Raw genomic sequence first — 22,371 nt, 5'->3', positions numbered from 1 at the left:
ACAATGGAGTATGTAATTGGCATCGATTTGGGAACCAGTTCCGTCAAGGCGCTGCTGGTTAACCGTGATGGGAAGGTGTGCGGGGAAGCATCGGAGGCTTACCCGCTTATTCAGCCAAAATCCGGTTACAGTGAACAGGATCCCGAGGAATGGGTAGGAAAAAGCCTTTCCGCGCTTCGCACGCTTGTGAAGGAGAACGGCATTGATGCTGCAGCGGTCAAAGGCATCAGCTTCTCGGGGCAAATGCACGGATTGGTGCTGCTCGATCAGAACCATCAAGTGCTGCGCAACGCGATTCTGTGGAATGATACCCGCACGACCAAGCAGTGCCGTGAAATTGAAGAGAAGCTTGGGGAGCAGCTCTTGGCGGTCACCCGGAATCCTGCACTCGAAGGCTTTACACTGCCTAAGATTCTGTGGGTTCAGCAAAATGAACCGGAGCTGTTCGCCAAAGCCTCCATCTTCCTGCTGCCAAAGGACTATCTGCGCTACCGGCTGACAGGCGAGCTCGGCATGGATTATTCCGATGCCGCCGGCACGCTGCTGCTGGATGTAGCCGGACGACGCTGGAGTCCGGAGGTGCTTGCGGCATTTGGCTTGGACGAGAGCTTCTGTCCGAAGCTGATCGCTTCGACGGAGTGCGTGGGCACGCTGCTGCCAGAAATGGCAGAGCAGAGCGGCCTGACCACGGACGTCAAGGTGTTTGGCGGCGGAGCTGACAACGCCTGCGGCGCTACCGGGGCCGGCATTTTGGGGCCGGGCGAAACGCTGTGCAGTATCGGCACCTCCGGGGTTATCCTCTCCTATGAGGAGAACGCGGAAGCCGATTACGAAGGCAAGGTGCATTTCTTTAACCATGCCGAACCGGATGCTTTTTACGCCATGGGTGTAACGCTGGCGGCTGGCAGCAGCCTCAGCTGGTACCGGGACACCTTTGCCCCGGGCACTTCATTTGACGAGCTGCTGGTCGGAGCGGCAGGTGTACCTGCCGGTGCGGACGGCCTGCTGTTTACGCCGTATTTGTCCGGCGAACGTACGCCTCACGCGGATTCCACCATCCGCGGCAGCTTTATCGGCATGGATCTTCGCCATAAGAAGGAGCATTTTACGCGAGCAGTCATCGAAGGGATTACGTTCTCCCTGCGTGAATCGATTGAAATTCTGCGGGCTGCCGGTAAACAGATCGATACGATTGTCTCCATCGGCGGCGGAGCACGCAGCGAGCTGTGGCTGCAAATGCAGGCGGATATTTTCGGAGCTGAAGTGGTGCGTCTCGAGAGTGAGCAGGGCCCGGCTATGGGCGCGGCGATGCTTGCTGCAGCCGGACTCGAATGGTACGGCTCTCTCAAGGAATGCGCAGGCAAGTTTATTGCCAAAGCAGCGAGCTACCAGCCTTCCGAGGACAAGGTGAAGCTGTACAATGAGCTGTATCCGCTGTACCAAGAGGTTTATGGAAGCACAAAGCTGCTGAACCGGAAGCTGGAAGCGTTTCGTTCGTAGTTTCCTGAAAATCAGGAATTACCGATAACTAAAGAAACCCATTCGCGCTGAATAGTGCGGATGGGTTATTTCGTCTTTTAGGGCGATTCATTACATAAAAATTCCATAGCTATACGTTCTTTATCCGCAATCTCGAGCAAAAGCTTGGATGCCTCGTTTAACGCCTGCTTGTTTCCCGTCTTTCCCGCAAGGTCGATCAAAGAAGAAACGTTAACCCACATTGGAGCGATCTCAGTAAACAGCAAATAGGCCTGTTCCATTCTTGTGTCTCCAAACAGCTCCAGGCATTCCTTTAGAAAATCCCGATACAGATTTCGAAACAAAGCGCCGCCGGTCCCGGCTCTTTCCATTAATAGCGCAGTCAGGCATAGATCATGCTCCAGATTTTTGCTGCGGGAAGGCCAGTTCAGCATTTCTTTGCTCATTTTTAAAATACCTTTATTCCCAATATTGCGAATGGGCGGATTCAAATAGTCATGTGCATTTTTCGTTAGAGATAATTGTATAGCGGGGATCAGCGGGGGAAGGGAACCGGCCGGCTCGATCGTAAAGGAACGATTCCTGGAGCTCATCGGTCCTTTTGCGTTTCTGGCCATAGCCAAATGGGCCAAACTCGTCTTCGCAAGAATTCCCTGCTGTCTGGTATCCGCCATGTAGGCGTATTCGTCATCCATGCCGTATAGTACCGCATAGTGGGCGGCAAAGTGTACTTTGTTCGTAAAATAGTCCAAGTAATAGGAGTCCAGCTTAAGCCCTACGGGCGTTCCGTTTTCGATGAACCTCTGTACGTTCTGCCGCGCTTTTTCAACGGAAGAGGTTTCCTGCGCCTTGATGATGAAGTTAAGCCGGGATGCCAGGCAGGCAGCGAGTTCATCCGGCTTCACCCTCCCGCCAATAAAAGGAAAGTCCATCCCCTTCGAGTCCCAATAAATAAATCCCAACCCTTGCCCCAGACCGAACAGCATCGGCTCCGATAGATGAACTCCCGCAAATTGAAGTAAATTGCCCATGGTTGTCGTCTCGCAGTGTTCCCCTTGATAAGGAATGAAACCTTCAACGATTTTAGACATGACTATTCGTCTCCTCCAACAATTCACTGATTAATTTTGCAACGAACGCTTGCTCACTCTCGATAAGACTCATCGGATGAAGGAAAAGTGACCTTACATGCAGCGGCAATCGGATGTGGCCTTGTGATTCGTACTTTTGCTTTATATTTTTTGAAGCCTCCTCAAGAAAATCGAGCCTTCTCCGCAAAGCATCAATTGCTGTCCCTTTATCGATAAAAGATAAAGCGGCAAGCCCGAGGTCGAACCGGGTATCGCGTTCCCGGGAAGAAGACAGGCTGACGATGATTTCATTCCTCAGTGCTGTCATACCGGCTTCCGATAGGACAAATCGGGTCGGCATAGGCCCCTTGCCGGACTTCTCACCTGAATCCTCGGACATGATTAATCCTTTTGTGTTCAATTTCTTCAGTCCTGCGTAAATCGAAGTGGTGCCAATATTCGCCCATTCCCGGTAACCTCGTTGATCGATTAACTTATTAATGTCGTAACCTGACGCTTGACTGCATTCCGCAATCATTTGCAGCAGCATAAATTCAACATTCGAAAGTTCGTTCATGCAGAAACCCCTTATAGTTAATTTTGGTTAATATTTCACTTATGTATTATAACAGTGGTGTAATATAAAGACAATCAAGACTCTCGCTGGCTGCTCAATTATCTGGACTTAATGCGAAAAATATGATCTATAAATCATTAACTTTTTATTGATAAACGATAAATTAAAGCTTAAAATGAATTCCACACTACTTATAGTGAATTTCACAATAAAAGTGAGGTGCGATATTTATGAAGCGAGAAACCCTTTTTCTAAAGACTGTTGTTCTTCTGCTTGCCATCCCGGTTCTTGCAGGCTGTATCTTCCTGCTGCCTTGGATCGCCAAGGACATATCAGCAGGCGATTGGGAATACGCCTACCTGCTGTATCCCATACTGGTGGTCATGTATGTATCCGTAATTCCGTTCTTCATTGCCCTGTATCAGGCGTTTCGGCTGCTCGGTTTCATTGACAAGGACAAAGCGTTCTCGGAATTATCCGTTAAAGCCTTGAGGCTGATTAAGTTCTGTGCGGTTGCGATCAGTATTTTGTATCTGGCCAGCATGCCATTTTTCTACCTTATTGGCGACAAAGATGATGCACCAGGTGTGATCGTAATCGGCATGGTGCTCACATTCGCGCCCATTGTTATTGCCGTCTTTGCTGCTGTGCTTCAACAGCTGCTCCAGAATGCGATTGATATCAAAGCAGAAAATGACTTGACGGTCTGAGGTGAAGAACATGGCGATCATAGTGAACGTGGATGTAATGCTGGCTAAACGAAAAATGAGCGTAACGGAGCTCTCGGAGCGGGTAGGGATTACGATGGCCAACCTGTCTATCTTGAAAAATGGCAAGGCCAAAGCCATCCGCTTCTCAACGCTGGAGGCGATTTGCAAAGCTTTGGACTGTCAGCCTGGAGATATTTTGGAGTATAAAGCTGAGGAAGGTTCCTAGATGGATAAAGCAGGAGGATGTGGCCGGATGAAGAGAGCCGCTTTATCACCGGGCAGAACCGGCAGCGCAGGAAGGAAGAACGCATTCCGGCAGCTTGTCCGGTTTGGCTGGCAGCAGGCCTTGTCCTGCCTGTTTCCGGTCGTTATCTTTGCTTCGCTGGCCGTAACGCAGCTTGTCCGCCTGCCCTGGCTGCCCAGATATGACTGGCTGCTGCTCATCTGCCTTGCCATGCAAGGATGGATGCTGTATTCCGGCCTGGAAACGCGGGATGAAGTGAAGGTCATTACCTTGTTCCACTTAATCGGCCTTGCCCTTGAACTATTCAAGGTTCATATGGGGTCATGGTCATATCCCGGGGAAGGATACTCGAAGGTGTTTGGCGTTCCGCTGTACAGCGGATTTATGTATGCGAGTGTCGCAAGTTACCTGTGCCAGGCATGGCGGAGGCTGAAGGTTGAACTGGTCTGCTGGCCGCCGTTCCTGGTCGTAGTGCCGCTTGCAAGCATGATCTACTTGAACTTCTTCACTCATCACTACTGGATCGATATCCGCTGGTGGCTGTCAGGGCTTGTTCTGCTCGTATTCTGGCGGACATGGGTGACGTTTGAGGTTGGCAGGGAACGATACCGGATGCCGCTTGCGCTGTCTTTTGTCCTAATCGGCTTCTTTATCTGGGTGGCGGAGAACGTCGCTACTTTCTTCGGTGCCTGGGAATATCCGGATCAGTCAGTCTCCTGGCGGCTTGTCCATCTTGGCAAAGTAAGCTCCTGGCTGCTGCTTGTAATTGTCAGCTTTCTAATTGTTGCATCCCTGAAGCTGGTCAAGGGCAGATGGCAGGAGCAGGAGCAGCCGCATCCGCAGCAGGAGTTTCAAGAAGCACAAGAAGGTTAAAGCTTAATAAATGAACACTTATTAAAATGAACACCTAATAAATGAAAATTCAAAGTGTTATCGGCTCCCGAATCCATCTCAAGAAAGAGGGGTTATGATGAGGCCAAAGCTGAAATGGGGAATCATGGGGACGGCAAGCGTCGCCCGGGACTCGGTGATTCCGGCTGTCAGAGAATCCGAGACAGGCATTGTTGCGGCTGTTGCAAGCAGGAATTTGGACAAAAGCAGACGGCTGGCAGAGCAATCAGGCGCCGAGAAAGCCTATGGAAGCTACAACGAGCTGCTGCAGGATCCCGAGGTGGATGCGGTCTATATTCCGCTGCCCAACCACCTGCATGCAGAATGGAGCATAGCCGCCATGCAAGCAGGCAAGCATGTGCTGTGCGAGAAGCCGGCTGCCCTGAATGCCGGTCAGGCGCGCCGGATACTGGAGACGGCCCGGTCAACGGGAATGCATTTTTCGGAGGGGCTGATGTACCGTTACCACCCTCAGCTTAAGGAGGTCAGAAACCGGATCCGCGGGGGTGAAATCGGCGAGCTTCGGCTGATCAGAGCCTGCTTCACCTGCTGCAGCTCGCATACAAGCAGCAATATCCGGTTCCAGCGTGAGTTTGGCGGAGGAGCTTTATATGACCTGGCCGAATATCCCCTCAGTGCGGCGAGATGGATGACCGGTTTGGAGCCTGAAGCCGTTACCGTTCATGCTGTGCATTCGGAAGGCTATGGAGAGGTGGACATGGCGGCTTCCGGCCTGGTGGAGTTTCCGGGAGGCGTTTCTTTGTTGTTTGACTGCGGGCTGTGGTCTGAGGAAAGGCGCTGCCTGGAAATTGTGGGGAGCCGGGGGCGGATCGAGGTTCCCCATGCTTTTTCAGGGAAAGAGCAGTCGGGCTATTCTCTGTACAGGGAAGGGGAACAGACCGAAAGCCGGGAGGAGCCGCTGAATGCTTATGTACTGGAAATTGACCATTTTGGAAGGTGCGTGCTGGAAGGCGCCGAACCGGACTTTGCTGCTTCCGATGCGCTGGCCAATCTCCTTCTGCTGGATGCCTGCCGGCTGTCCGCCGACGAGAGACGAAGAGTAACTCTGGACGAGCTTGATTGACATGGGACACAGGCAAACTTAATTCGGTTTGTTTAACAGGAAAGCGAAGTGATATGATATATATAAAGTCATATACATATCATTTTGAGGAGGACATCTTGTGACACAATCCAGCGAGAAGTTATATCTATTCATCGGTTCCTATGCGGAAGCGGAAGGACCGGGCGTATACGTATACGAATTTAACGAAGCCTCAGGCGAGCTTACAGCGGTACAGGAAATTGCCGGACTTAAGAATCCGACCTTTCTTAACGTAGATGCCAAGAACAAAAGGCTTTACAGCATTGCAGAAACAGTTACTCCTGAAGGGAAAAAAGCCGGCGCAGCCGCTGCCTATTCCATCGACGGCGCTACAGGCAGGCTGACTGAGCTCAACCGGGAGATCAACCTGGACAACACCCTCTGCCACATTCAGCGCGTGGATGAGTTCAATTACGCATTTGTATCCAGCTATCACGGCGGGAAGGTCGGAGCCGTTAAGCTGAACGAAGACGGTACCCTGGGCAGTCTGACGGACGAGAAGCAGCATGAGCCGCTGGCCGGACAAGCTCCGGATAAGGTGTCCCATGTGCATTCGGCATTTTTCAGCCCGGACAGACAATATTTGTTTGTGAACGATCTCGGCCTTGACCTGGTCCGCGCTTATAAATTCGATCCGGAGACCGGCAGACTTACCTTCCACGGCGATACCAAGACGGCCGAGGGAGCAGGACCGCGTCACCTTGCTTTCCATCCGAGCGAGCCTTATGTATTTGTCATTCACGAATTGAACTCCACGATTGTATCTTATCGTTATGACGCCGGCAGCGGCAGCTTGACGGAGATCCAGGCGGTATCCACGCTACCGGCCGGCTATGAAGGACAAAACGGTACGGCGGAAATCGCGGTTTCGAAGGACGGACGGTTTGTTTACGGCTCGAACCGCGGCCATGACAGCATTGTCATTATGGCAGTTGATGCTGCGACAGGCAAACTGAGTGTTGTCGATTATGTCTCGACTGAAGGCGGGCATCCGCGTCATTTTGCTCTGACGCCAAGCGGTGATTACTTGATTGCGGCAAATCGTGACGGCAACAATCTGGTTGTATTCCGCGTTGATAAAGAAACTGGCAAGATTGCGGCAACTGGAGTTACGACTTCGCTGTCGAAGCCGGTTTGCGTGCAGCCCGTCTATCTGTAATAAGTGCAGCAAGAAGTATACCGCCCGTCTTCGGAAGAAGGCGGGTTTCTTGTTATGGAGAGGAGAAGCTTATGAGGGATGAGAAGGAAATGCTGGACCTGATCCTTGGCACAGCCCGGAAGGACGAAAGAATCCGCGCAGTGGCGCTGAACGGGTCCCGGGCAAACCCGAACGTGCGGAGGGATCTTTTTCAGGACTATGATGTCGTTTATCTGGTAACCGAGGTGGAGCCTTTTATTCAGGAGCCTGCCTGGGTTGACGTCTTTGGCGAGCGGATTATTCTGCAATGCCCGGAGCTCATGCACCTTACCTCTCGTGAACGCAGCGGACGGTTTCCGTATTTGATGCTGTTTGCAGACGGAAACCGCCTGGATTTGACGCTGATCCCCGTTAATCAGACCGATGCGTATTTACGGGAAGATAAGCTTACCGTGATCCTGCTGGATAAAGACAATGCTCTGCCGGCGCTTCCTCCGCCTACGGATGAAGGCTTTCGTGTCCAGCCTCCAACTGCGGAGCTGTTTGCTGACTGCTGCAACGAATTTTGGTGGGTATCGGCTTATGTGGCCAAAGGACTTTGGCGGCGGGAGATGCTCTACGCTCAGGATCATTTGAATCTTTACGTCCGGCCGATGCTGACCAGAATGCTGGAATGGCTCGCGGGAACTCAGACGGAGTTTAAAGCAGTTACGGGGAAGAACAGCAAATATCTGCAGGCTTATTTAACGGAAGCGGACTGGGAACAGCTGATGGCGACCTATGCTTCCGGGCAGTATGAAGAGGTTTGGAGGGCCTTGTTTGCCATGACAGAGCTCTTTCGGAAGACGGCGAGGCAGGTGGCGGGGCACATGGGGTTTGCGTATCAGGAAGAAGAGGACCGCCGGGTTACCGCTTATCTGCGGCATGCAGCAGCAATGCCTCCAGACGCGCAGCGTTATTAATCAGAGGTCTTATTATCAGAAGTCTTAAATCAGCGTTCAAAAAAAAGGCGCCCCCGCGTCATCTTGGACGTTCTCGGGGACACCGGTCTGGAGCTTTAATGCGGCTTCAATAATAGTTATTTATAATAATTATTTCTGTTCGTTCAGCAGGCCGGATTCCCGCACGCCGTTCATGAAGGACATAAACTGCGGAATCTCCAGCTGCTGGGCGGCATCGGACAGTGCAGTCTGCGGATCAGGGTGAACCTCCAGCATTACGCCGTCCGCACCTGCAGCCAATGCAGCCTTGGCGCATGGAAGCAGAATGTCTTTGCGCCCGGTGGAATGCGTAACGTCAACCAGGACCGGCAGATGGGTTTCCTGTTTCAGGATCGGAACTGCCGAGATGTCGAGCGTGTTGCGAGTCCATTTTTCATAGGTACGGATTCCGCGTTCAATCAGCATCAGGTTGGAGTTGCCGCTCACGGCAATGTATTCCGCAGCATGCACAAATTCTTCAAGCGTCGCGGCGATCCCGCGCTTCAGCAGAACAGGGATTTTGGCCTGGCCGGCTTCTTTAAGCAGCTCGAAATTCTGCATGTTGCGGGCGCCGATCTGGATGACATCAATATATTCGGCCGCAATGTCGATATGGGCGGGATGGACGATTTCGCTAATGGTGGAAAGTCCGAATTCATCCGCGACTTCCTTCAGCATTTTGAGGCCTTCGATTCCAAGACCCTGAAAGTCATAAGGGGAGGTTCTCGGCTTGAAGGCACCGCCGCGCATTACTTTAATGCCTGCTTCTTTCAGGGCAGCCGCCACTGTACGGAGCTGTTCATAGGACTCGACGGAGCAAGGTCCTGCCACCATTACCTGGGTTGGGCCGCCGATGATAGTGCCCTTGATGTCCAGCACGGTATCTTCCGGTTTATTCTTCCGGCTGACCAGAAGCTGGCGCTTATGATCTTCTTCCTGGAGGTTTAGAGAAGCTTTGAAAATTTCCTTAAACAGCTGTTTGATTTCGGTGTTGGTGAAAGGTCCGGGATTATGCTCAACGAGTTCTTCAAGCATTTCACGTTCGCGGACAGGATCAAATTTAGGAACTCCCTGTTTCTCTTTGATTTCGCCGATCGAGCGGGCGACTTCAGCTCGTGCATTGAGCAGACGCAGCAATTCCATGTTCAATTCGTCCAGACGGGTGCGCAGCATTTCCAGCGTTTCGTTCATCTTGATTCTCCTCTATAATAGAATTTTGTGCTACGGAAAATAAAAAAAGCCGCCCATCAAGGGACGGCTGTGCCGTGGTACCACCCTTGTTGGACAACTTGTGAAGTTTCCCGCTCAAGCCACGAATAACGGTGTGATGCCGGACCGTTCTAATGAGGAGCTCGATAGCATGAGATCCCGTTCAAAGGTCTACTCGGGAGTGAATTCCCGGCAATGCTCTCCCAGAGGGCTCCCAGTCTATGGCACCTCATTCCCTGTACAGAAAGCCGTTTGCGGTACTTGTCTCCGTCAACGTATTTGGTAATTAACTCGGATTATAGGACGTTAACGCGGTGATGTCAAGTTTTTCCTGAACGATTAGGGGAGAACGGATTTGCCAAAAAAATGAGACCATTTCCTCTTTTATGCGTAAAATAGGCAGAGACAGTATTTTGAAGTTAAAAGGAGTAAACGAAGGCATGACATTTAAACAATTTTTCTACATACCGGGTGTTAGGCGGATCATCGCGCTGCTCTTCGTGCTGCTCGCCCTATACGTATTCAAAAGCATGCTGAATATGGTGCTGCTGACGTTTATTCTTACCTACTTGATTAACCGCCTGCACGGATTTGTGATGAAGGTGGGGGGAGAAAGGTTCAGGCTGAGCCGAAGACTGGCGGTTATTATCATCTATGTCGTCCTGGTCGCCCTGCTGGCCGGCGGTTTGTATAATTATTTGCCTTTATTTAGTAACGAATTAAGCGATCTGGTAGGCCAGGTGATATCCTTTTACAACAAGCCGCCCATCGATCTGCCCGACAACGTTGTCGTTAACTATGTAATGGAATCCTTGAAGGATATTGATTTGGCCAGTTATATTTCCGGCGGGTTCAACTTTCTGCTTCACACGCTGTCTGACATCGGGAAGCTGAGCCTGAATCTGTTCATTGCACTTATTCTGAGCCTGTTCTTTATGCTGGAGAAAGAGAAAGTTACCCATTTTACAGCCAATTTCCGGAAGAGCAAAGCGGCTTATCTGTTTGAAGAACTCGAGTATTTCGGCAGCAAATTCGTACACTCCTTCGGGAAGGTTATCGAGGTACAGTTCCTGATCGCGCTGGTAAATGCTACGTTATCTACTTTGTTTCTGTGGATTCTTGGTTTCCCGAACCTGCTCGCACTGGGAATTATGATTCTGCTGCTAGGGTTTATTCCGGTTATGGGCGTTATCGTCTCATTGATTCCGCTGTGTGCGATTGCTTTTAAAATCGGCGGTTTCGTAAAAATCATTTACGTGCTGGCCATGATCGTTGTCCTGCATGCATTGGAGTCCTATGTGCTGAACCCTAAATTCATGTCCAACAAGACGCATCTGCCGATCTTCTATACCTTCATGGTTCTGATTGTAGGCGAACACTTCTATGGGGTGTGGGGGCTTATCGTCGGGGTGCCTGTATTCATGTTCCTGCTGGACATTCTGGAGGTGCCGATCTCTGATCCGGGGAAGCGTCTGAAGACAGCGAAGGTCAACTCTAAGGATGAGGACAGCAGCAAGGGCATTCCGGAATAATTGAAGCTGAGATCTATGCTGAGAACTAGATATGAAGCTGAACGATGAACGATGATGAAGGCCGCCTTTCCCGGGATAGGCGGCTTTGTTCTTTTTATAAGGGAATGGTTAATATAAGAGCAACGTTAATTTTTATTACGCATACAGGAGCTGAAGATAATGAAAGAGCAGGATATGGTGCTTGGACTGGATATCGGTACTACAAGCCTTAAAGCGGTTCTGTTTGGTCCTGGTGGAAGGATGATTGCCAAACACAGCTCCGAATACCCGCTCTATCAGCCGCATCCCGACTGGGCGGAACAGGATCCGGAAGAAATCCTGCAGGGGCTGGTCGATGCCGTAAGACATGTAACCTTTAAATGCAAAGCGGATGTGAGCCGGATCAAAGCGATTGGATTCAGCTCGGCCATGCATTCCCTTATTGCCCTGGATGGCGAAGGCCAGCCGCTCACCCGTTCCATTGTCTGGACGGACAACCGGAGTGCGGAACAAGCCGAGAAGCTCAAGCAGGGTGGAGGCCATGACATCTATATGCGCACGGGAACTCCCATTCATCCGATGTCGCCGCTGTGCAAGCTGCTCTGGATGAAAGAGAAAGCCCCGGACATCTACAATCAAGCAGCAATGTTTGCAGGGATTAAAGAATATATCATATACCGGCTGTTTGATACATACGTCATGGATTACTCCGTGGCATCGGCTACAGGACTATTTGAGCTGGAGAAGCTGGATTGGGATGAGGGGGCTCTGAAGCTGCTTGAGCTGGAGCCTTCCCGCCTGCCCAAACTGGTGCCCACCACCTATGTGATGAAAGGCATGAACAAGACGCTCGCGAGCCATATGGGACTTGGCACGGATATTCCGGTTGTGGTTGGAGCAAGCGACGGCGTTCTGGCAAATCTGGGGGTAGGGGCAATGGGCAGCGGTGAGGTTGCTGTTACCATCGGTACGAGCGGTGCTGTGCGGATGATGAGCGGTAAACCGCTGACAGACCCGCAGCAGCGGACGTTCTGCTACGCTCTTACAGACAAGCATTGGGTAGTGGGCGGGCCGACCAACAATGGCGGGATCATGCTGAGATGGCTCAGAGACCAGTTCGGTTCGCCGGAGGTGGAAGTGGCCAAAAGGCTGGAAATGGACCCGTATGACCTGATGATCAAATACGCCGAGAAGGTGCCGGCAGGGGCCGAAGGACTGCTGTTTATTCCTTTTCTGACCGGTGAGAGAGCTCCCATCTGGGATCCGGACGCAAGAGGGCTGTTCTTTGGAATCAGCCTCCGACATCAGCGTGAGCATTTTATCAGGGCAGTGCTAGAAGGGGTCATCTTCAGCATCTTCTCGATCGGAGTGGCGCTGCGGGACTTGGCGGGCCCGGCGACAACCATCATTGCATCCGGCGGCTTCGCCAGATCGGCGCTTTGGCGCCAAATCCTGTCCGACGTGATGGGGAAGGAGCTGCTGGTGCCGGAAGTAGAGGAAGCCTCTGCGCTTGGTGCGGCGGCCGTTGCTTTATATGCGATTAAGGACATTGACAGCCTGGAAGAGGTTAAAGAATGGGTGCGGATTTCGGAAAAGCACGAGCCGAATCTGCAGAACAGCGAGGTTTACTTGCAGCTGTTTGACATGTACGAACGGCTTTACAGCAAATTAAAATCAGAGTTCTCCATTATGGCGGAGTTTCAGCGCAGCGGCAGCTTTCTGCCAAAGCAGTAGCGGAACATACCCGGAAATGCGGCTGCATTAAAAAGAATAAGGAGCTGCCTGAACAGCAGCTCCCTGATTTCTAATTTGATTCCTGAAGCTTTGCTTCGTGCTGGCGGAAGATCCCGTCCTGCCCGCCGGTTTTGGAATCATGCTTGTCCAGCTCCTGGGTCCAGTTGCGGTTAACGACCTCTTTGAATTTTGCCGGAAAAGCCGCCTTCAGCTTCGCTGCCCGGTCGGCATCAAGCTTGCCGTCTTTAACGGCCTGATCTATTTTCTTGGAAGAGGCGTCGGTCAGTTTGCTGATATATTCGCTTTCCGACCAGCCTTTTTTCTCTTTCACGATTTGCATCAGCGTACGTCCGGCTTTCAGCTCCTGAATCAGCTGGGTCTTGTCCATGCCAAGCATATCCGCCGTTGTCTTTATGGCGTAGCCGCCGAAGAAATGTCTTCTAGGATGGTGGTTACGCTCCGGCGTCTGGCCAGATGGGTTGGAACCTGCATCCGGAACGGCTGCAGTGCTTGTGCTGCTGCTTTCGCCGGCGCTTGTGCTCAGCAGGGCAGTGGAGTTGGAGTCGACTTCTTTGCCATATGCGGCTTGAGAAGCGGGCAGGAGGCAGCTTAGGAGCGCCGCGCCCAACACTCCGGCAGTGATGGTACTTGATTTCATTTTCGTCATTTTGTCTCACCTTCTAGTTGATGTTGTACTGCTTCTTTCTTATTGTTTACAAAAAATCGGTTTATTTACCTGAAATAACCTTAATTTTTAATAAAATTTGCTTTACCGCTGATGCGGGATAATGGGAATCTTAGAATAATAAGCTGCTCAGGAGGGTTAACGCTTGAATTTTGGCGCCAGAATGTTCAAAACAGGGTTGGCGGTTACGCTTGCCTTATATGCGGCCATATGGCTGAAGATGGGTTCGCCGGTCATAGCAGCCGTAGCAGCGATCTTTGCGATGCAGCCTTCCATTTACCGTTCATGGAGGTATTTGATGGACCAGCTGCAGACCAATACGCTCGGGGCGGTGCTGGCTATGCTGGCGGGGATGGTATTCTCCTCGGAGCCGTTTGCGATCGGGATTGTCTGCATCCTTGTCATCATGATCTGTCTTAAGCTGAAAATGGGAGATACCATCGGTCTGACGCTTGTGACGGTGGTGGCGGTGATGGAGGCGTCCGGACAATGGAATTTTGCAGTAACACGGTTTGTGATGAGCTTGATCGGCATCATCTCCGCATTCTTAATCAATATTTTGATCTTCCCTCCGAAACCGAAGGTTCAGTTTGTGGAGCAGGTTAGACGGACCTTTGAGCGTTTGTCGCTTCTGATGCGGACCGCTGTGTCGGATGAGATGAAGGAAACGATTTTTAAAGAGGAGCAGCGTGCACTGGAGAACGATATCAGCTCAATTAGCGACAAATACAAGCTGATGGAGGAGGACCAGAAGAAGCTGAAGACGCCGAAGTTCGGCGTAAGCCGGCAGCTCGTCGTGTACAAGCAGATGCTGAATACGCTCAGAAAGGGCTATGAAGTCATTGAGGCGATTGAGGAGCATTATTTTCAGGCCGGCCGGACAGAGGAAATAGACCGCACCTTTGACCAGCAGATCGAGAAGCTGATTAAATTTCATGAACAGATCATGCTTAAATTCGATCATAAGCTCAAACCGGGCTCCATAGATTCAGAAGCGCTCCAGCAGGACAATGATGAGTTCCTAAGGGGGATTCTCCATCAGTACAAGGAAGGGGAAAAAAGCTCCCTGCGGCTGTCCATTGTATCCTCCGCCATTTACGACTACGGACATCAGCTGGACCGGTTGAACCGGCTTGCCGGACATTCTCCGGAACATGCGGATGCATAGGTCGAATGAGAAGCAAAAAAGTCCCGCCAATGGCGGGACTTTAAAATTTAGAAATAAAGAATGGAATTGATAATGATGCCGTAAACTGATAAAATAAAGAATAGACCAAAAATGAGATTAATCACAAAATCGTTCTACTAGAATTTTAGCATATAAATTGTGATTTGTCAACAGGTAGCTTTGTGATAAGAGGAGATGAGTTGCTTGAGTATGAACGAACAATCTTGGAAGGAAGAACAAGACAGGGTTGATTATGTAGTAGAGGTTGTCGATAAACGCATAAAAACTCTGGAAAGAGAAGTGGGCAGCGTTCGTACTGACGTAGTGGAGATGCGCCGGGATTTCTGGGAGGACGTCACCATCAACTTTAGTGAAGCGGATGATGTAGGGGAAACTTCGACCAGTCTGCGGCAGCAGTCCGAAGTGCTGTCCGAGCGGGAAAGAAGCCACAAGCACTCCTTCGCGGCGCTTTCCAAGATGAAACGGCTGCGTCAGACTCCTTACTTTGGAAGAATTGATTTTGCCGAAGAGGGCGAGCAGGCTGAACAGATTTATTTGGGGATTGCCTCTCTGCTGGATAAAGATGACCAGTCCTTTCTAGTTTATGATTGGCGCGCACCGATCTCCAACCTTTATTATGACAGCATGCCTGGCCCGGCCTCCTATAAAACGCCGGTAGGAAAGATAGATGGAGAAATGCTGCTGAAACGCCAGTACGTAATCCGGGACGCCCGGATCAGACTGATGTTTGACACCGGGGTCACCATCGGCGACGAGCTGCTGCAGGAGGTGCTGGGACGAAGCTCGGATGCCCAAATGAAGAGTATTGTCGCGACGATCCAGAAAGAGCAGAACCGCATTATCCGCAATGACCGGAGCCGGATGCTGATTGTGCAGGGGGCGGCAGGCAGCGGGAAGACGTCGGCAGCTCTGCAGAGAGTTGCTTATCTGCTGTACAAATACCGTGAGCATCTCCAGGCGGATCAGGTGATTCTGTTCTCCCCCAACCCGATGTTTAACAGCTATGTATCAACCGTTCTGCCCGAGCTTGGCGAGGAAAATATGCTCCAAACGACCTTCCAGGAGTATCTCGAGCGCCGGATAGGCCGCGAGTTCCAGCTGGAGGACCCGTTTGGACAGATGGAATACGTGCTGTCAGGCGACAGCAGCAAACCCGGGTATGACGCCCGGATTGAAGGCATCCGTTACAAGTCCTCTTCTCTCTATCTGCAGGCAATGAATGAATACCGCAGAATGCTGGAGAAGGGCGGCATGCTGTTTAGGCCGCTTCGCTTTCAGGGCAGGGAGATTATTGGCAAAGAGGAGATCCACCAGCGGTTCTACGCATTTGATCCATCCATTACGCTGGCCAACCGCTGTGATCTGCTGCGCGAATGGCTCCTGAAGGAGCTGGCCGATTTCAGTAAGCGCGAAATTGACGCCCCTTGGGTCGAGGAGCAAATGCAGCTGCTGGACAGCGAGGATTATCAGATTGCCTATCAGCGCATGCGGCGGCAGAACCGGAAGAATAACCGTTCCTTCAGCGATTTTGAAGATGAGAAGCGGATTCTGGCACGCATGGTGGTCAGCGAGCGGTTAAAGCCGCTGCGCAAATGGGTGAAGGCGCTCCGGTTTGTGGATGTGAGAGGGCTGTACGGACAGCTGTTTGCGGACAAGGATGTGATGATGGAGGCGAGCGGCGGGGATCTTCCGCTTGCGTGGGAAGATATTTGCTCCTTTACCCTTGACGGACTATCCAGGGGCGAGCTTGCCTACGAGGACGCTACTCCTTATTTATTCCTGCGGGAGCAGCTGCTCGGTTTTCGCTCGAATGGCAATATCCGGCATGTCTTTATTGACGAGGCCCAGGATTATTCACCGTTTCAGCTCTTCTTCCTGAAGAGATTATTCCCGCGTGCGCGCATGACAGCGCTGGGGGATCTGAATCAGGCGATTTACGCCCATGCCTCTATTCTGCAGCAGACCTCAGCGCTTACGCAGCTGTATGGAAGTGAAGAAACCGAACAGATTACACTGACCCAAAGCTACCGTTCAACGCGCCAAATTGTGGAGTTCACCCGCCAGATGATTTCCGGGGGAGATCAGATCGTTCCGTTTAACCGGGAGGGTGAGCTGCCGGAGGTCCGGCTTACGGACAGCAGAGACCAGCTGATTGCAGCGCTGTCGGCGGATCTTGGCGAGCTGAAAGCGCAGAAGTACGAAACGATTGCGGTCATCTGCAAAACGGCGGAAGAGAGCCGGGAAGCTTACGAGCAGCTAAAGGACCTTCATGAGCTTAAGCTGATCAAGAAAACGACGCTTTCTTTTGAGAAGGGGATTCACGTCATTCCGGCTTATTTGGCAAAAGGCGTAGAGTTCGACGCGGTGCTCATTTACGATGCGTCCGCGAATCGCTACGGGCGGGAGTCGGAGCGCAAGCTGTTTTACACAGCGTGCACCAGAGCGATGCATTTGCTGCATCTTTACTGTTTAGGGCAGCCTTCGGCTTTTGTTGAAGAAGCCAGCCCTGCGGATTACCGAAGAATCGAGCTGGACAGCAGCCTGATTTAGCCTTTTTTGGATGGGATAAAAGGAACCGGAGCAACCCACACTATCACCGTTGTGTTCGTCATACAGTGAAAGGTGGTCAATCTAATGGGCAACAAAAAAGGGGCTTTGTTCGCGCTGGCTTCGATCCCGCTCATTATGACGCTCGGTAATTCCATGCTGATCCCGATTCTTCCGGAAATATCCCAGGAGCTCGGCATCAGCTCCCTGCAGTCCAGTATGCTGATTACTGTATATGGGGTCGTCGCGATTGTGCTGATCCCGATTGCAGGGTATCTTTCGGACCGTATAGGACGGAAAAAGGTGATCGTGCCCAGTCTCATCGTGACTGGAGCCGGAGGCGCCGTCTGCGGCGCTGCGGCCTGGTTTGGCGAGGGCGGCGGCAATCTGGTCTACTGGATTATTTTGGCGGGACGTTTTATTCAGGGAATCGGTGCGGCAGGGGCTTTTCCGATTGTCATCCCTTTTGTGGGGGATTTGTTTGATGATGAGAAGCAGGTCAGCAAAGGGCTCGGGCTTATTGAAACGTCGAATACCTTCGGTAAGGTTCTCAGTCCGATTCTTGGCGCCGCGCTGGGCATGGTTATCTGGTATCTGCCGTTTGTATCCATTCCGGTACTGTGCCTTGCTGCCCTGCTTTTAGTTCTATTCCTAGTTAAATCACCGGATAAGGAGGAGAAGCCGGAGAAGCTGGCGGAGACGCTTCATGCTGTCAAAGATGTCCTGAAACAGGAAGGGCGGTGGCTCTACTCCATATTTGCCATTGGCGGGATTTGCATGTTTCTGCTGTTCGGCGTCTTGTCTTATTTGTCCGAGCAGCTTGAGGTGAAGCATGGCCTGCACGGCGTTATTAAAGGGCTTGTGCTTGCTATACCGCTGGCGGTGCTTTGCTTATCTTCCTATATCACCGGGAAAAAAATCGGCAGGAACAAAACGGCCATGAAATGGACAGGGGTCATCGGCATGGTCTTGTCCACAGGTTCTTTGTTCGGAATCGGCCTGTTTAACAATATATATTTTGTCATTGGGTGTCTGGTTATCTGCGGTTCGGGAATTGGAGTCGTGCTCCCGTGCGCGGATTCGCTGATTACGGAAGGCATCAAGCAGGAGATCAGAGGTACAGTGACTTCGCTGTATAACAGCATGCGGTTTATCGGGGTGTCGCTTGGTCCTCCGGCTGTTTCGCTGCTCATCAACACCAGCCACCGGGTGATGTTTTTTGTGATAGCAGGCATATCCCTCATTGCTGTTGTGCTTATTTTGTTTGCTGTAAGACCCAATCCTGAGCAAAAAGAGGACGGAAGGACCGTTCCGCGGCCCGCTCCTTCCGGTTAACTTCAAGCGAAACAGCTGTCACTGGAATCAGGCAGCTGTTTTTCTTGTCCAGGCAAAAAAAGAGTTTTGCGCCTGCCCGGCATTTGGTATGATAATACAGGCAAGTTTATAGAGGACCAAGCTACATATGGTAACTTCCGGTCGGTGCGTTCAGAACCCATTCCAGCATCAGGATCATATCGTCCAGCCGTTCGAGCTGCTGGGACAGGGCGGCACGCTGGTGCTCCTGGCCGGGCTGAAGGCCGGCAATCCGGTCTGCAAGGCGTTTCTTCTGCACCGTAAGTTCATTCATTTTGGATTTGATCTGCTGTTCAGTTCTCATCGTTCACCTCAAGTAATTTAATGTCATGAAATTATTATAACAAGCAGCGGGAAAAATCAACATTTGTCCTGCAGTGCAAGCGGAGGGTTTAGTTATGAATGGAAAACAAGCGGCGGGTTACCGCGCAGTTGAATGGGTGGAACCGGGGATGACGGTTGGACTCGGAACAGGCTCTACCGCTTACTGGGCGATCCAGCGGATCGGAGAGCGAGTGAAGCAGGAGGGGCTTGAGATTCGGGCGATTGCGACCTCAAAGGCTTCGGAGAAGCTGGCGAAGGAATTAAACATTCCTTTGTACGAAGCTGCAGACATTCCTCATATTGATTTAACCATTGATGGAGCCGATGAGGTGAATCCGCAAATGGATCTGATCAAAGGCGGCGGCGGTGCTCTGCTGCGCGAGAAGATGGTTGCACTCAAAAGTGATAAACTGATTGTCGTTGCCGATTCCAGCAAGGATGTGAACGTGCTAGGAACCTTCAAGCTGCCTATCGAGGTCGTGCCGTTTGCGAGCGAATGGACGCTGGATCTCCTGCGCAGACGTTATGAAGTTCCGATGGATTTCCGCCAGAATGAAGGAAGTATCTACATTACGGATAACGGCAATTATATAATTGACGCCGCTTTTGGTAGAATAGAAGAGACCGGGAAGCTGGCTGATGAACTTAAAGCCACTACCGGTGTTGTAGACCACGGTTTGTTTGTGGGAATTGCCAAGACGGTTGTTCTGGGCAACGAAGATGGAACGGTGTCTGTACGCACAAAGTAACCGCAGGGGCGAAGGCTGCTGAAACAGCCGTTTTGCAGCATGCCTTTACAGTTAAAAACAGGAGGGATTGTTTTTGCTGATTGATGCCAAGCAAGGACTTCAACTTGAGGGTTCCGAGGTAAACGAGCTGCTCGCTTTGGCTGTACATGAGGACGAGGAGGCTTTGGCGGCCGCCAAAGAACTGTACGGCCCTGAACAAGCCCAGTATCTGCTCCACTTGTATCAGGAAGAAGGAGAAACGATTGGGCTGATCGGGTTTCAGATGGATATGTCAGCAGGCACGATGACCATTCATCATATTTGTGTTTATCCGGAATTGCGCAATCAAGGCTTTGGCCGCGGCCTTATTCTGGAAGCTTTGATGGAACAGTCGCCGGATACCATTTCTGCAGAAGTGGATGAAGAGGCAGCTGATTTCTACCGGAATATCGGTTTCACGGTGACCAGTAAGGGCGTCGATCAAGCCGGCGGGGAACGTTTCCTCTGCGTCTATCACGCAGTGGAGAGCGAAGATGAATTTTAAGCAGATTAGAAAGGCAGTACCAAGTCTTTAAGACTTATGGTACTGCCTTTTTTCTTTTAAATATAATCCTGATTAAAGAAACATTTTCTTCAAGTAGCTGCGCAGCGCATCTCCGCGCTCCTGCCGTTTCTTGTACTTCGGAAGCTGCCTGTAAATGAGCAGTGCTTCCTCATAAGCGGCGCGGGCCTCGTCCTTTCTGCCTAACGACTGATACAGCCTGCCAAGCAGATAATAAGCTTCGATGGAGGAGGACTGAATCTGCCGGAAATGCTCGGCATATTGGAGCGCTTTAGCCGGACTAACGCTTCTGTAGGCCTCCGCCAGCTTCAAATAAGGCTGACCGTACTGGACACGTTCATTCAGCTCAAAGGCTTTAAGTATCCGCTGCTCGCCCTCCTCAAGCCGTCCAAGTCCGATTGCAGCCTGCCCGTAATCCGCCCAAAATTCCGCCGATTCCTCCGAGAATGACAAGCTCTCTTCCAACAGACGACTGGCCTCGCCATACTGCCTGCGCTCAATCAGGAGCCGGGCCAGCTCGCGTTTGGAGGACACATCATAGGGACTGGCAGCGATTTGCAGACGGAGCTTAGCAATACTCCGCCGCCGCTTGAACGGCTTGGTAAGGCTCGGGAGCATTCCGACGTAGCGGCGGTCCAGCACATATACAAGGATTAGAAAGATCAATATCGCAAGAATGGGATTGCCAACCAGCCGAAGCAGGATCAGAAAAATAAAAAATTTAGTCATACGGCACCGTTCCTCCAAATGGGGACATTTACCGTTATTATACCATAGTTCTTCACCCTGCCGGTTTTTCCTCGGGGGGAAGCAGCAGTGACGGAAACGGGTAATAGGTAGAGGTGATCCAGCAGAAAAATGAGTTGATTTGCCGTTTGACTGAATACCGGACACCCGCATAGCGGAAGATAAAACAGGAAAGGAGTGCTCCCTAAACACATGTATACGTTGGTACTGCTTAGACATGGTGAGAGCGTGTATAACCAGAAGAATTTGTTTACAGGCTGGACGGATGTAGATCTTTCGGACAAAGGAATTCATGAAGCGCATGAAGCTGGCAAGCTGATGCAGCGTGAGCAGCTGACCTTTGATGTTGCTTATACCTCCTACTTGAAGAGAGCGATCAAAACCTTATTTTTTGCGCTGGAGGAAATGGATTTGCTCTGGATTCCAGTTCAAAAAACCTGGCAGCTCAACGAACGCCACTACGGCGCACTGCAGGGACTCAGCAAAGCGGATACGGCTGTCAAATACGGGGAGGATCAGGTCATGCTGTGGCGCAGAAGCTATGATGTGCTCCCGCCTTCCTTAACCAAAGACGATGAACGGTATTCGCGCAATGACATCCGGTACAAAGATGTGGACGATAAATACATTCCTCTTACCGAGAGTCTGAAGGAAACCGTTGTCCGGGTTGAGGATTACTGGCACCGCGAGATTGCCCCGCAGATCAAGAACGGCAAGAAAGTCATTATTACTGCCCACGGCAACAGTCTCCGGGCACTGATTAAATATCTGGAGAACATCGGCAACAAAGAAATTCTGGATTTGAATATTCCGACGGGAACGCCGCTTGTCTACAAGCTGGACGAAGACCTTTCGCCAATCGAAAAATATTACCTCGGCAGCAAGGAACGCACCGTTCAGAAAATACGCAAGGTGGCCGATCCCGGCAAAATTATGGAATAAGCTTCCCGGCTCTTACGTGAATGTATCCGACAGGTCTATTCGCTTAAGGGCTTTTTTTTTCGAAAAAGACACATTGCCATGCAGCCGTCATCCTTCTAACGTCTTCAATCGTCCACAGCTCCCCGCTTTTATCGTCTTCTATATGAAGCTTTCCTTCCTGCGCGGGGAATCGGGATTGCCCTCACAATTGCCGATGGAGACAGAAGTGCTGCTCAGCCGGCGGCTGTGGAGGTGCTGCGGTTGCTTGGAGTCATCGCTTCATGGAGCATCAAAACCGAGCCAAATGGAAAATATTACAGCTTGCAGAAAAGTTATATAGAGAGTAAATTAATAGTCCGGCCATTAAAAAAAGTTGATTAACGCTATATTGAATGAAGCGATATTGGGTGAAACCATATTGTAAAGCGTCAAGAAAGCTGGCTGGAAAAACTTACAACTTGCTTCTGATGAACGATTCATGTTATATTAATTAAGTCGCCGCTGAAACGCGGTGAAGAACAAAAGCAGAAGAGCAAAATTAAGTTTGATCTTTGAAAACTGAACAACGAGTGAGAAATAAACAACGAGTAACAACTCGTCAGATTCAAAATGAGCTACAAACTTTACTTTTATGGAGAGTTTGATCCTGGCTCAGGACGAACGCTGG

General features: G+C 51.0%; 21 protein-coding genes. 15 read left to right on the top strand and 6 right to left on the bottom strand.

The genetic code is table 11. The features are described 5' to 3' along the window. Positions 1-3 precede the first annotated feature (3 nt). Complete coding sequence (gene xylB, locus FCN15_RS17820; RefSeq protein ID WP_138496328.1) at positions 4-1,500, top strand: xylulokinase; 1,497 nt, start codon at positions 4-6, stop codon at positions 1,498-1,500. Between the two features lie 77 nt (positions 1,501-1,577). Here the strand turns inward: xylB and FCN15_RS17815 are convergent, their stop codons facing one another. After that, complete coding sequence (locus FCN15_RS17815; protein WP_138496327.1) at positions 1,578-2,570, bottom strand: BtrH N-terminal domain-containing protein; 993 nt, start codon at positions 2,568-2,570, stop codon at positions 1,578-1,580. Further along, positions 2,563-3,126 carry a PadR family transcriptional regulator gene (locus FCN15_RS17810; RefSeq protein ID WP_138496326.1) on the bottom strand — a complete coding sequence of 188 codons (564 nt, stop codon included), beginning with the start codon at positions 3,124-3,126 and terminating at the stop codon, positions 2,563-2,565. The genes FCN15_RS17815 and FCN15_RS17810 overlap by 8 nt, the downstream gene beginning before the upstream one ends. Before the next feature lie 230 nt (positions 3,127-3,356). Here FCN15_RS17810 and FCN15_RS17805 point away from each other — a divergent pair, with 230 nt between their 5' ends. The 6 genes from FCN15_RS17805 to FCN15_RS17780 all read left to right on the top strand — a co-directional run bounded on the left by FCN15_RS17805 (position 3,357) and on the right by FCN15_RS17780 (position 8,176). Then, positions 3,357-3,836, top strand: coding sequence for a DUF2975 domain-containing protein (locus tag FCN15_RS17805; RefSeq protein WP_138496325.1), 480 nt, complete (start codon positions 3,357-3,359; stop codon positions 3,834-3,836). A gap of 10 nt (positions 3,837-3,846) precedes the next feature. After that, a complete protein-coding gene (locus tag FCN15_RS17800) occupies positions 3,847-4,062 on the top strand; it encodes a helix-turn-helix domain-containing protein (RefSeq protein ID WP_138496324.1) in 216 nt (71 codons plus the stop codon). Between the two features lie 27 nt (positions 4,063-4,089). After that, positions 4,090-4,953, top strand: coding sequence for a DUF817 domain-containing protein (locus FCN15_RS17795; protein WP_138496323.1), 864 nt, complete (start codon positions 4,090-4,092; stop codon positions 4,951-4,953). A 97-nt stretch (positions 4,954-5,050) separates the two neighbouring features. Next, entirely contained in the window at positions 5,051-6,055 is a 1,005-nt protein-coding gene (locus FCN15_RS17790) for a Gfo/Idh/MocA family protein (RefSeq protein ID WP_338044386.1), read from the top strand. A 100-nt stretch (positions 6,056-6,155) separates the two neighbouring features. Continuing rightward, the gene (locus FCN15_RS17785; RefSeq protein ID WP_138496321.1) at positions 6,156-7,235 is read left to right on the top strand and encodes a lactonase family protein; all 1,080 of its coding nucleotides are present in this window, start codon (positions 6,156-6,158) and stop codon (positions 7,233-7,235) included. A 71-nt stretch (positions 7,236-7,306) separates the two neighbouring features. Next, a complete protein-coding gene (locus tag FCN15_RS17780; RefSeq protein ID WP_138496320.1) occupies positions 7,307-8,176 on the top strand; it encodes an aminoglycoside 6-adenylyltransferase in 870 nt (289 codons plus the stop codon). Positions 8,177-8,305: 129 nt separating this feature from the next. Here the strand turns inward: FCN15_RS17780 and FCN15_RS17775 are convergent, their stop codons facing one another. After that, entirely contained in the window at positions 8,306-9,385 is a 1,080-nt protein-coding gene (locus FCN15_RS17775; RefSeq protein WP_138496319.1) for a bifunctional 3-deoxy-7-phosphoheptulonate synthase/chorismate mutase, read from the bottom strand. A 458-nt stretch (positions 9,386-9,843) separates the two neighbouring features. On the opposite strand from FCN15_RS17775, the gene FCN15_RS17770 reads away from it, so the two are divergent. Beyond that, a complete protein-coding gene (locus FCN15_RS17770) occupies positions 9,844-10,935 on the top strand; it encodes an AI-2E family transporter (protein WP_138496318.1) in 1,092 nt (363 codons plus the stop codon). A 159-nt stretch (positions 10,936-11,094) separates the two neighbouring features. Continuing rightward, entirely contained in the window at positions 11,095-12,648 is a 1,554-nt protein-coding gene (locus tag FCN15_RS17765; RefSeq protein WP_138496317.1) for a gluconokinase, read from the top strand. A gap of 70 nt (positions 12,649-12,718) precedes the next feature. Here the strand turns inward: FCN15_RS17765 and FCN15_RS17760 are convergent, their stop codons facing one another. Further along, positions 12,719-13,315: a hypothetical protein gene (locus FCN15_RS17760; RefSeq protein WP_138496316.1), complete on the bottom strand. Its 597-nt coding sequence runs from the start codon at positions 13,313-13,315 to the stop codon at positions 12,719-12,721. Positions 13,316-13,478: 163 nt separating this feature from the next. Between FCN15_RS17760 and FCN15_RS17755 the strand changes: the two genes are divergently transcribed. The 3 genes from FCN15_RS17755 to FCN15_RS17745 all read left to right on the top strand — a co-directional run bounded on the left by FCN15_RS17755 (position 13,479) and on the right by FCN15_RS17745 (position 18,404). Next, positions 13,479-14,501 (top strand): FUSC family protein, encoded by a 1,023-nt coding sequence (locus FCN15_RS17755; RefSeq protein ID WP_138496315.1) that lies wholly within the window; start codon positions 13,479-13,481, stop codon positions 14,499-14,501. Positions 14,502-14,711: 210 nt separating this feature from the next. Next, a complete protein-coding gene (gene helD, locus FCN15_RS17750) occupies positions 14,712-17,072 on the top strand; it encodes an RNA polymerase recycling motor HelD (RefSeq protein WP_238996740.1) in 2,361 nt (786 codons plus the stop codon). 84 nt (positions 17,073-17,156) lie between these two features. Then, positions 17,157-18,404, top strand: coding sequence for a bacillibactin exporter BcbE (locus FCN15_RS17745; protein WP_138496313.1), 1,248 nt, complete (start codon positions 17,157-17,159; stop codon positions 18,402-18,404). A 121-nt stretch (positions 18,405-18,525) separates the two neighbouring features. On the opposite strand, the gene FCN15_RS17740 is transcribed toward FCN15_RS17745, so the two are convergent. Further along, positions 18,526-18,726 carry a hypothetical protein gene (locus tag FCN15_RS17740; protein WP_138496312.1) on the bottom strand — a complete coding sequence of 67 codons (201 nt, stop codon included), beginning with the start codon at positions 18,724-18,726 and terminating at the stop codon, positions 18,526-18,528. A 94-nt stretch (positions 18,727-18,820) separates the two neighbouring features. Here FCN15_RS17740 and rpiA point away from each other — a divergent pair, with 94 nt between their 5' ends. Both rpiA and FCN15_RS17730 read left to right on the top strand, forming a co-directional pair. Continuing rightward, a complete protein-coding gene (rpiA, locus tag FCN15_RS17735; protein WP_138496311.1) occupies positions 18,821-19,495 on the top strand; it encodes a ribose 5-phosphate isomerase A in 675 nt (224 codons plus the stop codon). Positions 19,496-19,568: 73 nt separating this feature from the next. Then, on the top strand, positions 19,569-20,018 hold the full coding sequence (locus FCN15_RS17730; protein WP_238996739.1) for a GNAT family N-acetyltransferase: 450 nt from the start codon (positions 19,569-19,571) through the stop codon (positions 20,016-20,018). Positions 20,019-20,090: 72 nt separating this feature from the next. Here the strand turns inward: FCN15_RS17730 and FCN15_RS17725 are convergent, their stop codons facing one another. Further along, positions 20,091-20,765 carry a tetratricopeptide repeat protein gene (locus FCN15_RS17725; protein WP_138496310.1) on the bottom strand — a complete coding sequence of 225 codons (675 nt, stop codon included), beginning with the start codon at positions 20,763-20,765 and terminating at the stop codon, positions 20,091-20,093. A 210-nt stretch (positions 20,766-20,975) separates the two neighbouring features. Between FCN15_RS17725 and gpmA the strand changes: the two genes are divergently transcribed. After that, on the top strand, positions 20,976-21,725 hold the full coding sequence (gpmA, locus tag FCN15_RS17720) for a 2,3-diphosphoglycerate-dependent phosphoglycerate mutase (RefSeq protein ID WP_138496309.1): 750 nt from the start codon (positions 20,976-20,978) through the stop codon (positions 21,723-21,725). Positions 21,726-22,371 lie beyond the last annotated feature (646 nt).

Origin of the sequence: Paenibacillus pinistramenti (assembly GCF_005869875.1) — a bacterium.
GTDB lineage: Bacteria > Bacillota > Bacilli > Paenibacillales > Paenibacillaceae > Fontibacillus > Fontibacillus pinistramenti.
The sequence above is the reverse complement of the archived record's forward strand: the minus strand, read 5'-3'. Positions and strand labels throughout refer to the sequence as shown.